This window comes from Tamlana sp. 2_MG-2023, from assembly GCF_030548465.1.
GTDB lineage: Bacteria > Bacteroidota > Bacteroidia > Flavobacteriales > Flavobacteriaceae > Pseudotamlana.
The window spans coordinates 200,821-220,071 of the sequence record NZ_JAUOSF010000003.1; the positions used below are offsets into that span (position 1 = coordinate 200,821).

18 protein-coding genes are annotated in these 19,251 nt (G+C 35.7%); 6 read left to right on the plus strand and 12 right to left on the minus strand.

Going from position 1 to position 19,251, the window contains the following annotated elements; translation table 11 throughout:
• Window positions 1-153 precede the first annotated feature (153 nt).
• The 6 genes from Q4566_RS06275 to Q4566_RS06300 all read left to right on the plus strand — a co-directional run bounded on the left by Q4566_RS06275 (window position 154) and on the right by Q4566_RS06300 (window position 7,061).
• A complete protein-coding gene (locus tag Q4566_RS06275) occupies window positions 154-1,548 on the plus strand; it encodes a regulatory iron-sulfur-containing complex subunit RicT (protein WP_303419719.1) in 1,395 nt (464 codons plus the stop codon).
• The gene (locus Q4566_RS06280; protein ID WP_303419720.1) at window positions 1,535-2,032 is read left to right on the plus strand and encodes a gliding motility lipoprotein GldH; all 498 of its coding nucleotides are present in this window, start codon (window positions 1,535-1,537) and stop codon (window positions 2,030-2,032) included. The genes Q4566_RS06275 and Q4566_RS06280 overlap by 14 nt, the downstream gene beginning before the upstream one ends.
• Window positions 2,033-2,091: 59 nt before the next feature.
• Window positions 2,092-4,434 carry a transglycosylase domain-containing protein gene (locus Q4566_RS06285; protein WP_303419722.1) on the plus strand — a complete coding sequence of 781 codons (2,343 nt, stop codon included), beginning with the start codon at window positions 2,092-2,094 and terminating at the stop codon, window positions 4,432-4,434.
• Window positions 4,435-4,468: 34 nt separating this feature from the next.
• Window positions 4,469-4,927: an RNA methyltransferase gene (locus Q4566_RS06290; protein WP_303419724.1), complete on the plus strand. Its 459-nt coding sequence runs from the start codon at window positions 4,469-4,471 to the stop codon at window positions 4,925-4,927.
• A 618-nt stretch (window positions 4,928-5,545) separates the two neighbouring features.
• On the plus strand, window positions 5,546-6,247 hold the full coding sequence (locus Q4566_RS06295) for a CoA transferase subunit A (protein ID WP_303419725.1): 702 nt from the start codon (window positions 5,546-5,548) through the stop codon (window positions 6,245-6,247).
• 160 nt (window positions 6,248-6,407) lie between these two features.
• On the plus strand, window positions 6,408-7,061 hold the full coding sequence (locus Q4566_RS06300) for a 3-oxoacid CoA-transferase subunit B (protein WP_303419727.1): 654 nt from the start codon (window positions 6,408-6,410) through the stop codon (window positions 7,059-7,061).
• A gap of 308 nt (window positions 7,062-7,369) precedes the next feature.
• Here the strand turns inward: Q4566_RS06300 and Q4566_RS06305 are convergent, their stop codons facing one another.
• From Q4566_RS06305 to hemE, 12 genes are all read right to left on the minus strand, one after another.
• Window positions 7,370-9,049, minus strand: a complete 1,680-nt coding sequence (locus tag Q4566_RS06305) for an ABC transporter ATP-binding protein (RefSeq protein ID WP_303419729.1) — start codon at window positions 9,047-9,049, stop codon at window positions 7,370-7,372.
• Window positions 9,049-9,762, minus strand: coding sequence for a 3'-5' exonuclease (locus tag Q4566_RS06310; RefSeq protein ID WP_303419731.1), 714 nt, complete (start codon window positions 9,760-9,762; stop codon window positions 9,049-9,051). Before Q4566_RS06310 ends, Q4566_RS06305 begins: the two co-directional genes overlap by 1 nt.
• Entirely contained in the window at window positions 9,755-10,909 is a 1,155-nt protein-coding gene (locus Q4566_RS06315; RefSeq protein ID WP_303419733.1) for a serine hydrolase, read from the minus strand. The genes Q4566_RS06310 and Q4566_RS06315 overlap by 8 nt, the downstream gene beginning before the upstream one ends.
• A gap of 74 nt (window positions 10,910-10,983) precedes the next feature.
• Window positions 10,984-11,457, minus strand: coding sequence for a methylated-DNA--[protein]-cysteine S-methyltransferase (locus Q4566_RS06320; RefSeq protein ID WP_303419735.1), 474 nt, complete (start codon window positions 11,455-11,457; stop codon window positions 10,984-10,986).
• Entirely contained in the window at window positions 11,458-12,549 is a 1,092-nt protein-coding gene (locus tag Q4566_RS06325; protein WP_303419737.1) for a CNNM domain-containing protein, read from the minus strand.
• A 74-nt stretch (window positions 12,550-12,623) separates the two neighbouring features.
• Window positions 12,624-13,616: a porphobilinogen synthase gene (hemB, locus tag Q4566_RS06330; RefSeq protein ID WP_303419739.1), complete on the minus strand. Its 993-nt coding sequence runs from the start codon at window positions 13,614-13,616 to the stop codon at window positions 12,624-12,626.
• Between the two features lie 12 nt (window positions 13,617-13,628).
• The gene (locus Q4566_RS06335) at window positions 13,629-14,015 is read right to left on the minus strand and encodes a YchJ family protein (RefSeq protein ID WP_303419741.1); all 387 of its coding nucleotides are present in this window, start codon (window positions 14,013-14,015) and stop codon (window positions 13,629-13,631) included.
• Window positions 14,016-14,021: 6 nt separating this feature from the next.
• Window positions 14,022-15,044: a DUF4421 family protein gene (locus Q4566_RS06340; protein WP_303419743.1), complete on the minus strand. Its 1,023-nt coding sequence runs from the start codon at window positions 15,042-15,044 to the stop codon at window positions 14,022-14,024.
• A complete protein-coding gene (hemF, locus tag Q4566_RS06345; protein WP_303419745.1) occupies window positions 15,035-15,937 on the minus strand; it encodes an oxygen-dependent coproporphyrinogen oxidase in 903 nt (300 codons plus the stop codon). Before hemF ends, Q4566_RS06340 begins: the two co-directional genes overlap by 10 nt.
• A 44-nt stretch (window positions 15,938-15,981) precedes the next feature.
• Window positions 15,982-17,343: a Na+/H+ antiporter NhaA gene (nhaA, locus tag Q4566_RS06350; protein WP_303419747.1), complete on the minus strand. Its 1,362-nt coding sequence runs from the start codon at window positions 17,341-17,343 to the stop codon at window positions 15,982-15,984.
• Between the two features lie 14 nt (window positions 17,344-17,357).
• Window positions 17,358-18,098, minus strand: coding sequence for an EI24 domain-containing protein (locus Q4566_RS06355; protein ID WP_303419749.1), 741 nt, complete (start codon window positions 18,096-18,098; stop codon window positions 17,358-17,360).
• 78 nt (window positions 18,099-18,176) lie between these two features.
• The gene (gene hemE, locus Q4566_RS06360) at window positions 18,177-19,205 is read right to left on the minus strand and encodes a uroporphyrinogen decarboxylase (protein WP_216066579.1); all 1,029 of its coding nucleotides are present in this window, start codon (window positions 19,203-19,205) and stop codon (window positions 18,177-18,179) included.
• Window positions 19,206-19,251: the final 46 nt, after the last annotated feature.

The following is a 19,251-nucleotide window of genomic DNA, read 5'->3' on the forward strand; positions in this document are numbered from 1 at the left end:
TAGAATAATCATATCTTTACATCGCAAATGTTTTTTGAAAATTAGTTTCAAAATCCTAACAAAAATGTGTTCTTCACGCGAAAGCGGAAAACAAATAATTTATAAATCTTCATTCGTAATAAGTTTATTATTAGCGAATTCAATATATAATATATGGCTTGCGCAAGTTGCTCAACAAAAGACGGCTCACCTAAAGGCTGCAAAAATAATGGTACTTGTGGTACAGATAGTTGTAACAAACTAACTGTATTCGATTGGCTTTCAAATATGTCGCTTCCCAGCGGCGAAGCGCCTTTTAATTGGGTTGAGGTACGTTATAAAAACGGTAGAAAAGAATATTACAAGAATAGCGAAAACTTAACTTTAAGTATAGGTGATATTGTGGCTACTCAGGCGAAAGCTGGTCATGATATTGGTATGGTTACCCTTACAGGGGAATTGGTGCGTGTTCAAATGAAACGTAAAAATATATCATCCAAACCTGAAGATACTCTTAAAATCTACCGAAAAGCCAGCCAGAAAGATATTGATATTTGGCAAACCGCTCGCGAGCGTGAAGAAGCCATGAAGGTTAAAGCCCGCCAGTTTGCTATCGATTTGAAATTACAAATGAAAATTTCAGATATTGAATTTCAAGGTGATGCTAGTAAAGCGACGTTTTATTATACCGCTGAAGATCGTGTCGATTTTCGTGAATTAATCAAGGTTTTTGCGCGTGAATTTAGAACGCGTATCGAAATGAAACAGGTTGGTTTCCGTCAAGAAGCGGCTAGGCTTGGAGGGATTGGTTCTTGTGGACGCGAATTATGTTGCTCTACTTGGTTAACCGATTTTCGTTCGGTAAGTACCTCGGCAGCACGTTACCAACAGTTATCTTTAAACCCGCAGAAACTTGCAGGACAATGCGGAAAGCTTAAATGTTGTTTAAACTATGAGCTTGATACTTATCTAGATGCTTTAAAAAGTTTTCCAAAATCGGATATAAAATTATATACCGAAAAAGGGACTGCTGTTTGTCAAAAAACAGATATTTTTAAAGGTCATATGTGGTATGCCTACGAAGGGGAATGGATGAATTGGCACAAAATTACTACCGAGCACGCCAATGAAATTATTGAAATTAATAAGAAACGCGAAAAAATCACAAGCCTTGAAGAATATGCTTTAGATCTTATAGAAGATACTAAAACAGAGTTTGAGAACGTTGTAGGGCAAGATAGTTTAACACGTTTTGATAGTCCGAAACCTAGTAAAAAACGTAAAAATAACAGACGTAAAAAAGGAGGAGCTCCGGTGAAAAAGGATGCAGCTCAAGGTCAGGGAGGTAACAATCAAAAGAAAACTCAGGTAGATAAAAATACCGACCCTAATAAACCAAAGCCGAAACCAAGACAGCGTCCTAACAGACCTAATAAACCTAAGGCAGAAGGAGGAGAAGCTAATAAGCCGAACCCTAACCAAAACAAGAGTAGAAATAGGAACAATAGAAGAAAACCTAATAACAATAATCAGAATAAACCTCAAAACAGTAAAAATGCTGAAAAATAGAGTCTTATTACTATTAGTATTACTTTTTTTTAGTTTAATGTCTTGTGACTCAAAATATTATTTTGATGAGTATAAATCAGTGCCGAAAAAGTGGCATAAAGATTCTATTGTTAGCTTTAAAATAGTTCCACCCGATTCTATAAATCCTTATAATTTATTTGTAAACCTAAGGAATACAAGTGCCTATAAGTATAATAATTTATTTCTAATTGTAGAAATGGTATTTCCGCATGGTAAAACGGTAAAAGATACTTTAGAATATAAAATGGCAGATCCTAGCGGAAAATTTCTAGGTACCGGGTATTCAGATATAAAGGAAAATAAACTGTGGTATAAGGAGCAGGTTATTTTCAACGAATCAGGAGAGTACGAAGTTAATATTCAACAAGCCATGCGGGAAAACGGCATGGTAAATGGTGTTGAGGAATTGGAAGGGATTACAGATGTTGGATTTAGTATTGAGGAAAAAAAACTTAAAAAATAGTTAGCATCATCTATGTTTGTGAAAGCAAAGTAGTTTATAGATGTATTAATAAATAGTACATGGCAACAGCAAAAAAAGAAACAAAGAAAGGTCAAGATTTTTCAGCTTATATCCGTTGGTTTTGGATCTTGTTTTTAGGAGGATTACTTTCTGTAGTACTCCTTTTTTTATTAGCATCTTGGGGTGCTTTTGGGGAAATGCCCGATCACACGGTTTTAGAAAATCCTAAAACAAACTTGGCTACCGAAATTATTTCTTCAGATGGAAAAACCTTGGGGAAATTCTACTTTAACGATAACCGAACTCCTGTGAGTTACGATGAGTTGCCAGAACAATTAGTAGATGCTTTAATAGCTACCGAAGATGCCCGTTTTCATGAACATTCTGGGGTAGATGCCCGCGGAACCATTAGAGCCATTATAAAACCAGGGAGTGGAGGAGCCAGTACGGTTTCACAACAGCTGGCAAAACAATTATTTCATGGTGAAGGTTCTAAGAATGTCATTGAAAGGGTTCTTCAAAAAATTAAAGAATGGATTATAGCTATTCGTTTAGAGCGCCAATATACCAAAGAAGAAATTATCGCACAGTATTTTAATATTTATGATTTCGGTAATAATGCCGATGGTATTCGTAGTGCATCAAGAATCTACTTTAATAAAGAGCCAAAGGAGTTAGATGTTAAGGAATCGGCAATGCTCGTAGGGATGTTTAAAAATTCCTCATTATATAATCCTAGACCAGAACGTAACCCTGTTGGTGTAAAAAACCGTCGAAATGTGGTATTATCCCAAATGTATAAATATGATTTCATTACTGAAAAAGTTAAAGATTCCCTTCAAAAAACGGAATTAGATCTAAATTACTCACCTGAATCACATCGCGAAGGTATTGCTACTTATTTTAGAGGTTATTTAGATGGTTTTATGAAGGATTGGATTAAAAATAACCCGAAACCTGATGGTACCAAATGGAATTTATATAATGATGGTTTAAAGATTTATACCACTATCGATTCACGTATGCAAACTTATGCTGAAGATGCTGTACAACAGCACATGCCAAGGTTGCAAGCTGAATTTTTTCATCAAAACACACCAGATAGAAATCCAACAGCACCATTCTTAGATTTAGAACCTGAAGAGGAAAAGGCTTTAATGCGTCGTGCAATGAGACAATCGGAGCGATGGAGGCATATGAAATACGATTTGAAAAAACCGAATGAAGAGATCGAGAAATCGTTTGATAAGCCTATTAAAATGACTGTGTTTAAATGGGTAGACGGTAAGCCTTCCGAGGTTGATACGTTAATGAAACCTATGGATTCGATGCGTTATTATAAATCGTTTTTAAGAACAGGTATGATGTCTATGGATCCTCAAACGGGTCATGTGAAAGCATGGGTTGGAGGTATGAATTATAGACACTTCCAGTATGATATGGTTAAACAAGGTAGGCGTCAAGTAGGTTCTACTTTTAAGCCATTTGTTTATGCTACAGCTATTGATCAGTTACATTTTTCACCTTGTGATGAATTGCCAGATACACCGTTTTGTATTGAAGCTGGAAAATTCGGGAACCCAGAGGCGTGGTGTCCTAGAAATTCGGGTGATTCATATGGTGGTAAAAGAACATTAAAGGATGCTCTGGCCAATTCTGTGAATACGATTACGGCTCAATTAATTGATAAAGTTGGACCACAAACCGTGGTTGATTTGGTAAAGAAGTTAGGGGTTCAGTCTGAAATTCCAGCGGTGCCTTCCATTGCCTTAGGAACTACAGATATTAGTGTTTATGATATGGTAGGGGCTTATTCAACCTTCGCCAATCAAGGTGTGTATACGAAACCAGTTATGGTATTAAACATTGAGGATAAAAATGGTACTGTTTTATATCAATTTAAGCCAGAAACACGCGATGTTTTAAATGCTGAAACGGCGTATGTTACCGTAAAACTTATGGAAGGGGTAACCCAATCTGGTTCTGGTGCGCGATTAAGAGGGAAAGGACGTGATTCTTACCGCGCCGATTTCAGGGAAATCATTACTGGATATCCTTATGAATTTACAAACCCAATTGCGGGAAAAACAGGTACTACACAAAACCAAAGTGATGGTTGGTTTATGGGCATGGTACCTAATTTAGTAACTGGTGTTTGGGTGGGTGCTGAAGATCGTGCAGCACACTTTAAAACCATTACTTACGGACAAGGCGCTGCTATGGCGTTACCAATTTGGGGTGTTTATATGAAAAGTTGTTACGCTGATAAGGAGTTAGATGTTTCTAAAGCAGATTTTATAGCTCCAGATGATTTGTCTATTAATGTCGATTGCTCTACAACTTCAGAATCTGAAGGCTCTGATGGTCAAAATACAGATCGTATAGATGAGTTAGAGTTTTAAAAACGTTTTGTTTAGCTTTTAACGGCTTTTTGAAATGAACGATAATTTTGTAAATGAATTTTTTGGCATAGGCATTCAAAACGGTAAAACACCTGAAAACTTAGGGGTTTTGTGGCGTTCGGCACAAAATTTAGGAGCTAGTTTCATCTTCACCATTGGTAATCGCTATGCGAAACAAGCTTGCGATACACACAATGCTGTGAAATCCATGCCGTATTTTCATTATGAAAATTTTGAAGCTTTTTTTAATAATCTACCCAAAGGAACACGAATAGTTGGGGTTGAGTTGGATGATACCGCCGAAAATTTAGAAACCTTTCATCATCCAAGACGCTGCGTTTATTTATTAGGGGCCGAAGACCACGGTTTAAGCAAAGATGCCATTGAAAAATCTCATTTTTTAGTAAAATTTAAATCGGAGTTAAGTTTGAATGTTTCTGTTGCAGGTAGTATCGTCATGTACGATAGAAATTTAGATAAGCCTAGGAGCTAGGTTTCCTTTATATTATTATGATTGTCTGTAATATGTCATTCCGAGGAATCTCTTCTAGTATTACAGTTCCAGTCACAGTCACAGTCACAGTTTTCAGTTTAATGATTACACATATATAATAATTTATAATAAAGTAACGATGCTTCAGTCGTAGCTCCTATCATTGACGTGATAAGACCCTTCAGGTTTTGGAAATCTGCAGGGTCTTCAAAGCAAAAATTTATATCATGTCTATATCACCATTTTACAAAATTTTTATAGTGGGAGCGCTTTGATAAAATACTGTAGTTGTCTACTTGCTAATGTTAGGAGTCCTGTTTTCTTAGAAATACAATCGAGTAACCACGATTAAACAAATTAACAGTTCCACATCATAATTAAATTATAGAGGTCTGTAGATAAATACTTATAATTTAAACTCAAGATAAAATTGAAAATGAGAATGTTGTATGTAGTACTATTGTCGGTTCGAGCGCAGTCGAGAACTTTTCGGTTTTAAAAATCGGATCTCGACTGCGCTCGACCTGACATTCGGCTAAATCTCCACTTAAAAGTATGTAACTAGCTACTGCCTCTATTAAATTATTCGTAAATTTAGGTAGACTAAACGAGAATAAGATGATTAATAAAAAAGTAGCTAATGTTCAGGAAGCACTAGTTGGTATTGAAGATAACATGACCTTGATGCTTGGTGGTTTCGGACTTTGCGGCATTCCAGAAAATGCTATTGCAGAATTGGTGAGCCTTGGTGTCAATGGATTAACCTGTATATCTAATAATGCAGGAGTAGACGATTTTGGTTTAGGCTTACTACTTCAAAAAAAGCAAATCAAGAAAATGATATCCTCTTATGTTGGTGAAAATGACGAATTTGAGCGGCAAATGCTATCAGGAGAGCTTGATGTGGAGTTAATTCCTCAAGGTACATTGGCAGAGCGTTGTCGTGCAGCGCAAGCTGGTTTTCCGGCTATATACACACCCGCAGGCTATGGTACCGAAGTTGCCGAAGGTAAAGAAACTAGAGAATTTGATGGCAAAATGTATGTTTTAGAACATGCTTTTAAAGCCGATTTTGCCTTTGTGAAAGCTTGGAAAGGTGATGCCGCAGGAAACTTAATCTTTAAAGGAACGGCTAGAAACTTTAACCCAGTAATGTGTGGATCCGCTAAAATAACAGTGGCTGAGGTGGAAGAAATGGTGCCGCTTGGTACTTTAGATCCCAATCAAATTCATATTCCAGGAATATTTGTTCAGCGTGTTTTTCAAGGGATAGGGTATGAAAAACGTATCGAACAACGAACGGTGAGAGAAAGATTGTAGAAGTATAGAAGTTAAGTAGATAAAAGGAGTTAAGACCTTCAGAGTGTAGAGGTGATTTTAGTTGAAATATTTAAAGTTAACTACCTGAGGGTGCTTTTAGATTTTGGTTTCAATGTGGAAGATTTCCGCCTTCGCGGAAATTAAAAAATAAACGACTAGTATGTTAGATAAAATAGGAATAGCAAAGCGTATCGCTAAAGAAGTTAAAGACGGGTATTATGTGAATTTAGGCATCGGGATTCCAACTTTAGTTGCCAATTATGTTCGCGATGATATTGAAGTTGAATTTCAAAGTGAGAATGGTGTTTTAGGCATGGGGGCTTTTCCTTTTGAAGGGGAAGAAGATGCCGATATTATCAATGCAGGAAAACAAACCATTACAACCCTTCCTGGAGCTAGTTTTTTCGATTCAGCATTGAGTTTCTCTATGATTCGTGGGCAACATGTTGATCTCACTATTTTAGGTGCTATGGAGGTTGCTGAAAACGGCGATATTGCCAATTGGAAAATTCCAGGTCGCATGGTTAAAGGTATGGGTGGCGCCATGGATTTAGTATCGAGTGCAGAGCATATTATTGTGGCCATGATGCACGCTAATAAACATGGCGATTCTAAATTACTTAAAAAATGCTCGTTGCCACTTACGGGGGTAGGTTGTGTCAAAAAAATTGTAACTAATCTTGCTGTTATAGAAGTAATTACTCAGGGGTTTAAACTACTTGAGCGTGCTCCTGGTGTTTCTGTTGAAACGATTAAGGAGGCTACTGAAGGATGTCTGATAATTGAAGGGGAAGTACCTGAAATGCTTACTTGAGCTGTAGCTAAAATATTATAAATTTTTTTTTGGATGTTTTTAATTGTTAAAAAATTATGTATTTCATCGATTTTATATGTTTTTTATCGGATAAATAGAATCTATTATCGATATTAGCTTCAACCAAAAAAAGAATATCAATTTTAGATTTAACCTAAACCCCAAATCTATCATAATTTTAAAAACTTATGAATATGGACTCAAATCTACATGAATTACCTACTAACCAAAGCAAGTTTAGAGCATCTGTAAATGATACTTTTGAATTTGTTAAAAGCTTATGTTATTTAACAAAAAAGATATTTATGCTATAAGCCTTTTGGTATCGCATGAATTAATTTTTTAGTATACTCTTTTTTAGGGGTTTTATAGATGATGTCCGCATCATCTAATTCTTCAATTTTACCCTGGTTCATAACCAGTAATTGATCTGACATGTATTTCACAACTGCTAAGTCATGTGAGATGAAAATATAGGTAAAATCGAAGTCCTTTTTAAGTGAATTTAGCAAGTTTAATACTTGCGCTTGAACAGAAATGTCTAAGGCCGAAACTGATTCGTCACAAACAATTAGTTTCGGTTGAAGGGCAATCGTTCTAGCAATTCCAATACGTTGTCTTTGGCCTCCCGAAAATTCATGAGGATAACGGTTAAAATAATCTTCAGACAATCCTACTTTATTTAAAATATCAATAACCTTTTCTTTACGTTGTTCGTCAGAACTATAAAGCTTATGTACTTTCATAGGTTCTAAAATGGCTTCTCCAACTGGAATTCTTGGATTTAAAGATGAATAAGGATCTTGAAATATAATTTGAATGTCCTTTCTAAGCTTTCTAGTTTCAGATTTTGATAGTTTGGTAATATCAACGCCCTTATAAATTATTTTTCCAGCTGTGGCTTTATCGAGTTGTAGTATGGCGTTTCCTAAAGTTGATTTTCCACAGCCTGATTCACCTACCAAACCTAACGTTTCGCCTTCATAAAGTTTAAAGCTTACATCGTTAACCGCTTTAAATCCTTCTGGTTTAGAAAAGAGGTTAGCTTTAGAAAAGTATTCTTTTTCTACGTTTATAACTTCTAGTAGAGGGGGCTTACTGTATATTTTTTTATGATTTTTTTGACGTTCTTCTGCAGAAATTGTTGCGTTTGAAATCGTGTCATTTAAAAAATCTTTAATAGTAGGTAATACTTTTAATCGCGAATCTAAAGAAGGACGCGAATTAATTAAAGCTTTTGTGTAATTGTGTTCCGGATGTTTAAAAATTCGAGCCACTATGCCTTGTTCTACAATTTCACCTTTGTACATGACTAAAACGCGATCGGCAATTTCAGAGATTAATGCCAAGTCATGCGTGATAAAAATGATGCTCATTTTCGTTTGAGCTTGTAATTCTTTTAACAGGTGGATGATGTCGTTTTGTACGGTAACATCCAGTGCGGTTGTGGGTTCATCTGCAATTAAAATATCAGGTTTACAAGCAATCGCCATAGCTATCATAACACGTTGCTTTTGACCACCAGAAATTTCGTGAGGATACGCCTTAAAAACGCGTTCCGGGTCTGGTAGTTTAACCTTTTCAAAAAGCTCTAAAGTTTCTTGTTTAGCGGTATTATTAGAAACATGTGTATGTTGTAGCAGAATCTCTAAGAGTTGTTTTCCGCAGGTCATAGACGGATTTAAAGAACTCATAGGTTCTTGAAAAATCATAGCGATTTTATTACCTCGAATATTTTGAAACGATTTTGAAGACAGTTCTACTAAATCCAAGTCTTCAAATAAAATTGAACCTGTATTTATTGTTGAAATTTTCTTCGGAAGCAGCCCTAAAATAGCTAGAGAAGAAACCGATTTTCCAGATCCAGATTCGCCTACAATACCTAAAACTTCATTGGTGTGAAGTTGGTAAGTTATGTTGTGAACCACCTCATTTTCACCAAATGAAACGCTTAAATCTCTAACTTCTAAAATTTGGTTATCCCTCATTATATATGAATGATTTCATCATCGGTTAAAATGTCATCGCCTCTTAAACGTAAAAATATTTGAGCTACGGCTATCGTATCTTTTTCGCAATAGGTAACTATGCGATCAATTTCATTTTCTTCGTAATATACTCTGTAAACTTCACTGCCATCAATATCATCCTTTGGCGAAGGTATCCCTAAAACATTAGTGAGCAACTTTAAAGAGGTGAAGCTTTTAAAATCACCAAATTTCCATAGTTCTAAGGTGTCTAAATGCGGAATCTCCCAGGGTTTTTTTCCAAAGAGATTTAGTTTATGAGGTAATTCAATATTATGAATAATCATACGTCGGGCAATATAAGGAAAGTCAAATTCTTTACCATTATGTCCGCAAAGTAAATGTTTAGGTTCGTTAAAGTGTGTATTGAGTAGGTTTTTAAAGTCTTTCAATATTTTGATTTCATCACCAAAAAAGGAAGTTGTTCTAAACTTCCTTAAGTCGTTATGAATTTTGAAATAGCCTACGGATATACAAACAATCTTACCAAATTCAGCCCAAATTCCAGCACGGTCGTAAAATTCTTCAGCGGAGAACTCTTCTTTTCTTTGGTATTTTGATTTGCCTTCCCAAAGGGCTTGTTTTGTTTCGTCTAAATCTGAGAAATGCTGAACTTCAGGAACGGTTTCAATATCCAGAAAAAGGATGTTTTCTAAATTTAGTTTTTTAATCATGCACTAACATTTTGTAGGCTTCATCAATGTAAGTTACAATATCATTTGTGAAAACGGCCTCAGTTTTACCATCATCAGGTGATTTTCTATGTCCTAAACGCACAATAATGACGTTATCTTCTGGTTGCACGATGACATACTGCCCAAGGTGTCCACGCATCATAAAAAAGTCTTTGTTGTTTTGTTCTTTTAACCACCAACCATAGCCGTATTCAGGACCTTCTTTAAATCTTGGTGTGATAGATTTCACGACATAAGCCGAATCTAAAAGTTGCTTGCCTTCCCATTTTCCATAATCTTTATAGAGTTTTCCAAAACGTGCAAAATCACGAGCATTACTCGAAATACAACAGAACGCCTTAGCTAGACGGTGTTCACTATCGTCCACCTGCCATAAGGCATCATCGGTAGCTCCCATACGTTGCCAGAAAGATTCGGATAGGTAGTTTGAGAGGGTTTGACCAGTAGCTTTTTCTATAACCATACCCAAGAGTTCGGTGTTTCCACTTAAATACTTAAAGGCTTTTCCTGGTGCTTCAACAACTTTTTGGTTTAATATGGTTTCGGCTAAATCATCATCATAATTCGCCCTTGCGGTGACTGAAAACGGACTGGTATAAGACTCTACCCAGTCTAAGCCAGAGGCCATAGATGCTAAGTCTCCAACGGTTACATTGGTATTAGCGTATTGCGGATAGTAATCGCTAACCGGTTGATCTAAACTTTTAATATCACCTTCCATAATCGCTTTTCCTAAGAGCGCCGTAGTAATACTTTTGGCCATAGAAAAAGAGTTGGTTTTAGAGTTTTTGTTAAAATCCTCATGGTAGTTTTCATACCAAATGCTATCGTTTTTTATGATAAGGAATGCGACCGTTCCCCAATCTTTGTTTACTTCAGATAGTTTTTCTGTTGGTGTGGTGTGGTTATAATTTTTATGAATTGGCCAAGGGCTGGTATTGTTGCCTTTTTTTATGGTATCGTTATCAAAATAAGGGTAATCATCAATAAAGGCTGTTTTGTGTCCCGTAAAATATACAATTTTAGCACCTCTTAAAATATAACTGTAATCAAAAATGTATAACAGTACAATAGCAGCTATTATAATAAGAATAAATCCTTTAAGGATGATTTTAATAAATTTCATGTGAAAATATTTATTTGAAATAAATATAGGGAATAATTTTATGTTTTCTGTCTGTAGTGTTTAAGAGTTGATAGTTAGAATAGCGTTTGTTGCTTATTCGGACTCTCATGATTTAATAGCCACTGTTTTCGATGTAACCCACCTGCATAACCTGTTAAACTACCGTCACTACCAATAACACGATGGCAAGGTACAACAAGCCAAATCGGGTTTTTTCCATTCGCACTAGCTACGGCACGTATGGCTTTTACATCGCCTAATTGTTTTGACAATTCAAGGTAAGATATGCTCTTTCCATAGGGGATTTGTTCTAATTGCTTCCAAACTTTTTTTTGAAAATCGGTGCCTGCAGGGTTAAGGTTTAAATCAAAATTTTTGAGTTCACCTTTAAAATAAGCTCTGAGTTGCATCACGCAGTCTTGTAACTCTAATGGAACGGAATCGGTTATTTTTTCTTCGGAATTAAGTATAGTCACTTTCGCGATACCTTTTTCATCACCACAAATTTGAGTGTATCCTAGAGGTGAGGAGATGATACAGGTTTTCATTTATTTTGGAGAATTCGTATCATCATCGTCAAAAATTCCTAGCTTTTTGGCTCTTACTTCCCAACTTCTTCTGGCTAATAGCTGAAGGTCTGAAACGTTATCGCTCTCATCCATAATTTCCAAACCTAGAAGTGTTTCAATAACATCTTCCATAGTTACGATACCGCTAGCAGTACCGTATTCATCCACGACTAAAGCCATGTGGTTTCGGCTATCTATTAGTTTTTCAAATAAATCTGGGATGGGTAAATCTCTGTTGATAATGATGATGTTTCGCTTAAGTTCCGATAGCTTTTTATCCCCGTTATCAAGAGCCATTTCTTTAAAAATTTCGTCTTTAAGCACCAAGCCTTTAATGTTGTCAGGATCATTAACATAAACGGGAATTCTAGAGAAACGCAGGTTTAAGTTTTTATTAAAAAATTCTTCAACTGTGGTAGTTTCATCAACAGTTTTCATCACTGTTCGCGGGGTCATGACATCTTTAGCAAAAACCTCCTTAAAAGTTAAAAGGTTTTTAATGACCTTACTTTCATTTTCTTGAAACACACCTTCTTCATGGGCTAAATCTGTCATATCTATAAAGCTTTCACGAGTGAGTACACTACCATGACCTTTACCCCCAATAAGTTTGGTTGTAAGCTGTAGTAACCATAAGATACCAGTCCATTTTAGAGGAAAAATTAAAACGGTTAATGCTTTTGAAGTGAAATTAGCGAGTTGTTTCCAGTAGGTTGCGCCAATGGTTTTCGGGATAATTTCTGACGCTACTAAAATGAGTAATGTCATGATCGCCGAAACAACACCCACGGTATTTATTCCAAAGAATTCTATTTTAAAGGGTAATTTTTCAGCTTCGATACCAACCATCATGGCTCCTAAAGTATGTGCAATCGTATTGAGGGTAAGTATAGCGATAAGTGGTTTATCGACATCTTTTTTAAGAGCTTCTAGTGTGAACGCATAGTCCTTATTCTCTCTTTTTTTAAGATTTATAAAAGTAGGAGTTACGCTTAGTAAAACAGCTTCTAAAATAGAACATAGAAACGAAAAAAAGATAGAAATGGTAGCCCAGAGAAGTAGTATCGTCATAAAATGGATTTTGTAAAATACTAAATTACAAAATCCAATTTATAACATGTTTATTATTGTGATGAAGATTAATATTAACCCTGAAGTATTCTCACCACATCTTTAGCAAAGTAACTAGCAATGATATCGGCGCCGGCACGTTTAAAAGCGGTTGTGGTTTCCATCATAACTTGGTCGTGGTCTAACCAACCTTTTTCAGCCGCGGCTTTAATCATGGCGTATTCACCAGATACTTGATATACTGCTACGGGAACATCGACTTCGTTTTTGATATCTCTTAAAATATCAAGATAAGAAAGTCCTGGCTTTACCATAACGATATCAGCACCTTCGTCGATATCCATTTCCGTTTCTCGAATGGCTTCAATGCGATTACCATAATCCATTTGGTATGTTTTTTTGTCTTTCGGAATGTCTTTAACATCTACGGGAGCAGAATCTAAGGCATCACGGAAAGGGCCATAAAAAGCAGAGGCATATTTCGCTGAGTAACTCATAATGCCTGTGTTTATAAAACCTTCATCTTCTAAGGCTTCGCGCATAGTTAAAATACGACCATCCATCATATCGCTTGGTGCCACAAAATTAGCGCCTGCTTTAGCGTGAGAAACACTCATTTCAGCTAAAACTTCAGCAGTGGCATCGTTTATAATTTGTCCGTTTTCGATGATCCCATCATGCCCGTATGCAGAATAAGGATCTAATGCCACATCGGTCATGACTAACATATTCGGACAAACATTTTTAACGGTTTTAATGGCGCGTTGCATCAATCCGTTAGGGTTTAAGGCTTCAGTGCCTTTGTTGTCTTTTAGGTGATCTGGTACTTTAACGAAAAGTAAAACAGATTTTAAACCCAGTTTCCAAAGTTCTTTAACTTCATTTTCAAGAAGGTCTAAGCTGTAACGAAAGTAATTAGGCATTGACGCAATTTCATCCTTAATACCTTTGCCTTCAACAACAAAAAGAGGTACTAAAAAATCATTTGGTGTTAATATGGTTTCGCGAACTAATGAGCGTATGGCTTCGTTGGTTCTTAATCGTCTATTTCTTCGTAATGGGAACATAGTGTTGTTTGTTTATTTGCTGAGACCAAGGTATTTCCAAAGGTTATTTTCTTTTACAAATGCTGATTTTTCATGAATAACTTCAACGTTTCCGTTTTCAAAAAAATAGGCATTAAAAGTCACTGTGCCTTCAGAATCTTCTTCAAGTCCTTTAGTGGTTTCTAATACTTCTAATTTAATCCATTGCACCGATTTGGCCCAATCTACAATGGCTTTTTTTTCTTTAGGTTTTCGTGTTTTACTGTGGTGACTTTCCATTAAATAATCACCTTTTGCGAGAACAAAAGCGCTATATCTGGAGCGCATGAGTTTTTCTGCAGTTTTTGCTATTGCTATGTTTTTATGAATACGTTCGCAACAGTTTTCGTATGTGTTTATTTGGCCACAGTAGCAAGACATATCTTATTAAAAACCGATTTTTTTATTAATTTCATCTGCCTTGTTTACTATTTTTTTGGGCGCATTGAAGCGGTAACCAATAAAAAATTGTAAGTACGGAATATCATCTTTTATGTAAGATGATCTATCGGTATTATGGTTTAAAATAAGGTAGTTATAATGCGCACCTAAGTAAAGGTAGTTCACGTCGTAGGTTATGGTTCCGCTAAAATCTAACTCGGTAAGCAGAGAGGTGAGATCATCGTCACCATGTGGATTGTTACTGTAATTTAAGCCAATTCCGGCAGAAGCCCCAGCAGAAATAAAGAGATTTTTTGTTGGTACGAAATTGTATATATAAGCTGGCGCAAAGGCAATATCAAAAGAATTATAATCATTACTTAAGTTAATATCCGGGAAATTTAAATCATACTTGGTGAAATAGTACACCAATCGAGGCATAAAAGTTCCAGCGCTTTTTAGTTGTTTTTCATCTTGAGTTGCAATGGCGCGATATGAAAAGTTTTCGTTGAAAATGTAAGAAGTGGATCCACCTATTTTAAACGATTTCGTTTTAGGTAAGTAGGCTGGTTGGTAGTTTGTTCCTTCTAATTGAAACCCTACTTGACTGTATATATCTAGGGTTTGCATGAAATGTTTACCAAAATAAGTTCTTAGGTTAAAATTAAGAAGTTTAGAATCTTTATCTTCTGGATTTTCAGCTAATGATTTTGTTGAAAATGAGTAAGAAGCAGATATTGATCTAAAGGCTACTGAAGCGCCAATTTTATCTTGGTTATTCGGGTAAAGGTGAAATTCGTTATTTGAATCGTTACGATCGCGTATTCTTAAAGAATTAGAGGTTTTAACGAAAAATGCTCGTGCTGTAATTCTATTTTTATAAATATAGATGTAATCGTTGTTTTGTTCTGAATAAACAATATTCTGAATGGTGTCTTGAGTGGATTCGTTAGGAATGTTGTTTTGAGCAAAAAAAGGCAAGCATAATAGGTTTATTAATATGCTAAACGATTTAACTTTTAAATCCATTTTTTTGGTTCTTGTAATGTTTGGATTAATTTTTCTTCATCGCTTCCTTGTTCTGGATGATGGTCGTAAACCCACTGTACATGCGGTGGTAAACTCATTAAGATACTTTCTATTCGACCGTTGGTTTTTAATCCGAAAAGAGTGCCTTTATCATGTACTAAATTAAACTCCACATAGCGTCCGCGGCGAATTTCCTGCCAGTTACGTTGTGCTGTTGTGTATGGTAAATCTTTTCTACGTTCTACAATAGGCACGTAGGCTTCTAAAAAACTGTCTCCAACTTCGGTTACAAAGTTATACCAGTTTTCCATAGACTTAGATTGGGTTGCTTTGCAATAATCAAAAAATAAACCACCAATACCTCGACCTTCATTACGATGCGCATTATAAAAATATTCGTCGCATCGTTTTTTGTAGTTTGGGTAAAATTCAGGATCGTGTTTATCACAGGCTGTTTTACATGTTTGATGAAAATGTATCGCATCTTCATCAAATAAATAATAGGGTGTTAAATCTTGACCGCCACCAAACCAGCTATCAATGATTTCGCCTGCATCATCATACATTTCAAAATAACGCCAATTGGCATGTACTGTTGGCACCATTGGGTTCTTAGGATGCAGTACAAGGCTCAATCCGCAGGCAAAAAAATCAACATCGCCTACCTTAAAGTAGGTTTGCATAGACTTTGGTAATTTACCATGTACACCAGAGATATTTACACCACCTTTTTCAAAAACATTACCGTTTTCGATAACACGGGTTCTTCCGCCGCCGCCTTCAGGACGTTTCCAAAGGTCTTCTTGAAATTTGGCATGACCATCAATAGATTCTAATTTAGAAGTTATTTGATCTTGTAAATTTTGAATGTATTGATAAAATTTATCTTTCATCTAAAGGACTCTGATTATTTTATAAGTTACTACTTGATTCCAAACTAATTCGTAATATGAGCTTTCTCTGGCTTTGGTTCTGCTTTGGCTAGCATTTTTTTGCCTTGCTTATTAAGAATCATATATCCTATAATTCCAGAAATAGTTGAGCCTATTAAAATTCCAATTTTAGCAGAATCGACATAAATGTGGTGCTCTGTAAAAGCAAGACCGGCAATAAATATAGCCATTGTAAAACCTATACCTGCTAAGAATGAAACCCCAATAACTTGTGTTTTCGTGATATCGGCTGGAATGTTGATTATTTTTAATTTACCTGCAAGCAATACAAACAAGGAAACACCAATACTTTTTCCTAATAGTAAGCAAGCCGCAATATTAAATACTAATACGAAATCTAAGCCTTCACTACTACTTAAAATCACTCCTGAATTAGCAAGTGCAAATATGGGAATGATAAAGTAAGCCACCCAATCATGTAAATGATGTTCTAAATGTTGTAATGGTGATTGGTATTTATTGGTCCAATGTTGTAATTCATCAATTTCATGAATTTGTTCCGCTGAAAGAATAGGCTCTTTTAACTCTGAAGACGCTTTAATTTTAGTTGTAATTTCTTCTAACCGTGATAAAAACTGAGACGTTTCCACTTTTTGTCTAATCGGTACCGAGAAAGCTAATAATATACCTGCCAAAGTAGGGTGCACTCCAGATTTTAAGAATAAAACCCAAATGGCGATACCAAAAATAATCATTATAAATTTTGAAAAATACCCTCTATAAGATAATAAGTATAGGATTGCAATTAGAGCAAGTGCAGCACCTAAGAGTAGCATTTTAATAGTTCCTGTATAGAATAGGGCAATAACAACTACGGCTCCTAAATCATCTACAATAGCAAACGCGGTTAAAAATATTTTTAAACTAATTGGGACTTTATCACCTAATACTTTTAAAATAGCTAAAGAGAAGGCAATATCTGTGGCCATTGGAATCCCCCAACCATGTAGAGTGTCGCCAGGATGTGTGCTTAACGTGTTGTTAATAAGAACGAAAAACAATACAGGAACAACCATTCCGCCAACAGCTCCAACAAGTGGGAAGGCTAGTTTTTTCGCTGTGTTAAGTTCGCCAATTAAAAATTCACGCTTAATCTCTAAACCAATAAGGAAAAAGAAAACAGCCATAAACCCATCGTTTATCCATAGGATAAGAGGCTTGTACAATTCGAAGTTTTCCGATTTATACCCCAAGTGGTATTCCCAGAGCGCTGTATAACCTGCCGAATAAGGTGAGTTTGCCCAAGCCAAGGCTAAAATAGCTGCGAAAAGCAGCAAGATACCACTAAAACTCTCAATCTTGATGAATTTTTGTATTGGTGATAAAATATTACTTTTAGGTTCCATATAACTAAATTTTGTTAATTTTTCTTCTTTAAAACCTTAATGGTTTCGGTTGTTGCGGCTGTTACCGAAAGTGGTAAAACCAATAGCACTCCAACGATTGGAATGAATAAAAATAGCATAAATATAATACCGTTTCCAATGGCGAGTCCGCGATTTTCACGAACAAAATTGATGCTATTTTTATAATTATAATGACGTTCTAAAGTATAGTCCATATTTCCAAATCCTGCGTAATAGGATTGTAGAAAAAATAGGGCTATCGTAGAAAATATATTTACAATCGGTACAAATTTTAATACCAATATAGGGATTGTAAATAATAACTCACGAATTAAATTTCGAATATTAATTCGAATACCTCGCCATAATAGTTCTGTAAATGAGCTGTTTAGTCTGTCTTTGTTTAGGTTTCCTGTTAAATGTGTTTCAATTTTTTCTGAAACAGGACTCATAAACGGTGCTGATAATGCCATGATAATATGTTTAAATAATATCAGGCCAATGGCTATAATGATAAGTAGCCCTAGAATGGTTCCTAGCGCCGTAAAAGCAGCTTTTCCCCAGTCCCAAATCCAAACCTTGGCGATATATTCACCTAGGTTATCGGATAATGTATAAGCGGTTAAGCTTATAAGGCTTGCAGTAATAACGCTAATAAACATCGGGATAACAAAGAATTTCCAGAGCTTTAGCTTAGATAATAAACTAAAAGCTCCTATATACGCTTTAATTCCTGATGTTATGCTTTTTAACATAGTTTTACTTAAAACTAAAATTGGGAAAGCAATTAATTTAATTCTGAAAACTAAACAGAATTTCAATCTTTCACAAACTTAAGCGTTATATTCTTTTACCGCGTCTATAAACGCTTTTGCATGGTCTAACGGAATATGTGGTAGAATACCGTGACCCAGATTAACAATATATTTATCTTTACCAAACTCATTAATCATTTGGTGTACCATTTTCTTAATTTCAGCTGGAGGCGATAACAAACGTACAGGGTCAAAATTTCCTTGTAGCGTGATATTTCCACCAGTTAAGTAACGTGCATTTTGTGGCGAGCAGGTCCAATCTACTCCTAATGCCGAAGCATTACTTTTTGCCATTTCGCCAAGTGCAAACCAGCAGCCTTTTCCGAAGGCAATTACAGGCGCATCGTCTTTTAAGGCTTCTATAATTTGATTGATGTATTGCCAAGAAAATTCTTGATAATCGGTTGGCGATAACATGCCTCCCCAAGAATCGAAAACTTGAACAGCATTAACACCAGCTTTTACTTTCTCTTTTAAGTAAGCAATTGTAGTGTCGGTTATTTTTTGTAATAATTGATGTGCAGCTATTGGGTTTGTAAAGCAAAACTCTTTGGCTTTATCAAAATTTTTGCTGCCTTGGCCTTGTACACAGTAACATAAGATGGTCCAAGGTGATCCGGCAAAACCAATTAACGGAATATCATTGTTTAATAATTCTTTTGTGGCTTTAATACCCTCGTAAACATAATTTAGTGCGTCCTTAACATCTGGAACGATCACGTTATCTACATCTTTTTGAGTACGAATAGGATTTGGTAAATAAGGTCCGAAATTAGGTTTCATTTGCACCTCAATATTCATAGCTTGAGGAATTACCAAAATGTCACTAAATAAAATAGCAGCATCCATTCCGTAACGTCTAATGGGTTGTACGGTAATTTCACTGGCTAATTCTGGAGTCTGGCAACGTGTAAAAAAATCATATTTCTCACGAATGGCCATGAATTCTGGTAAATAACGTCCAGCTTGACGCATCATCCATACTGGCGGACGTTCAACAGTTTCTCCTTTTAATGCTCTTAAAAATAAATCGTTTTTAATACTCATATTTTTTTCCGCGAAAGCGGGAATCTTTTTATCTGAAACTTAAAAG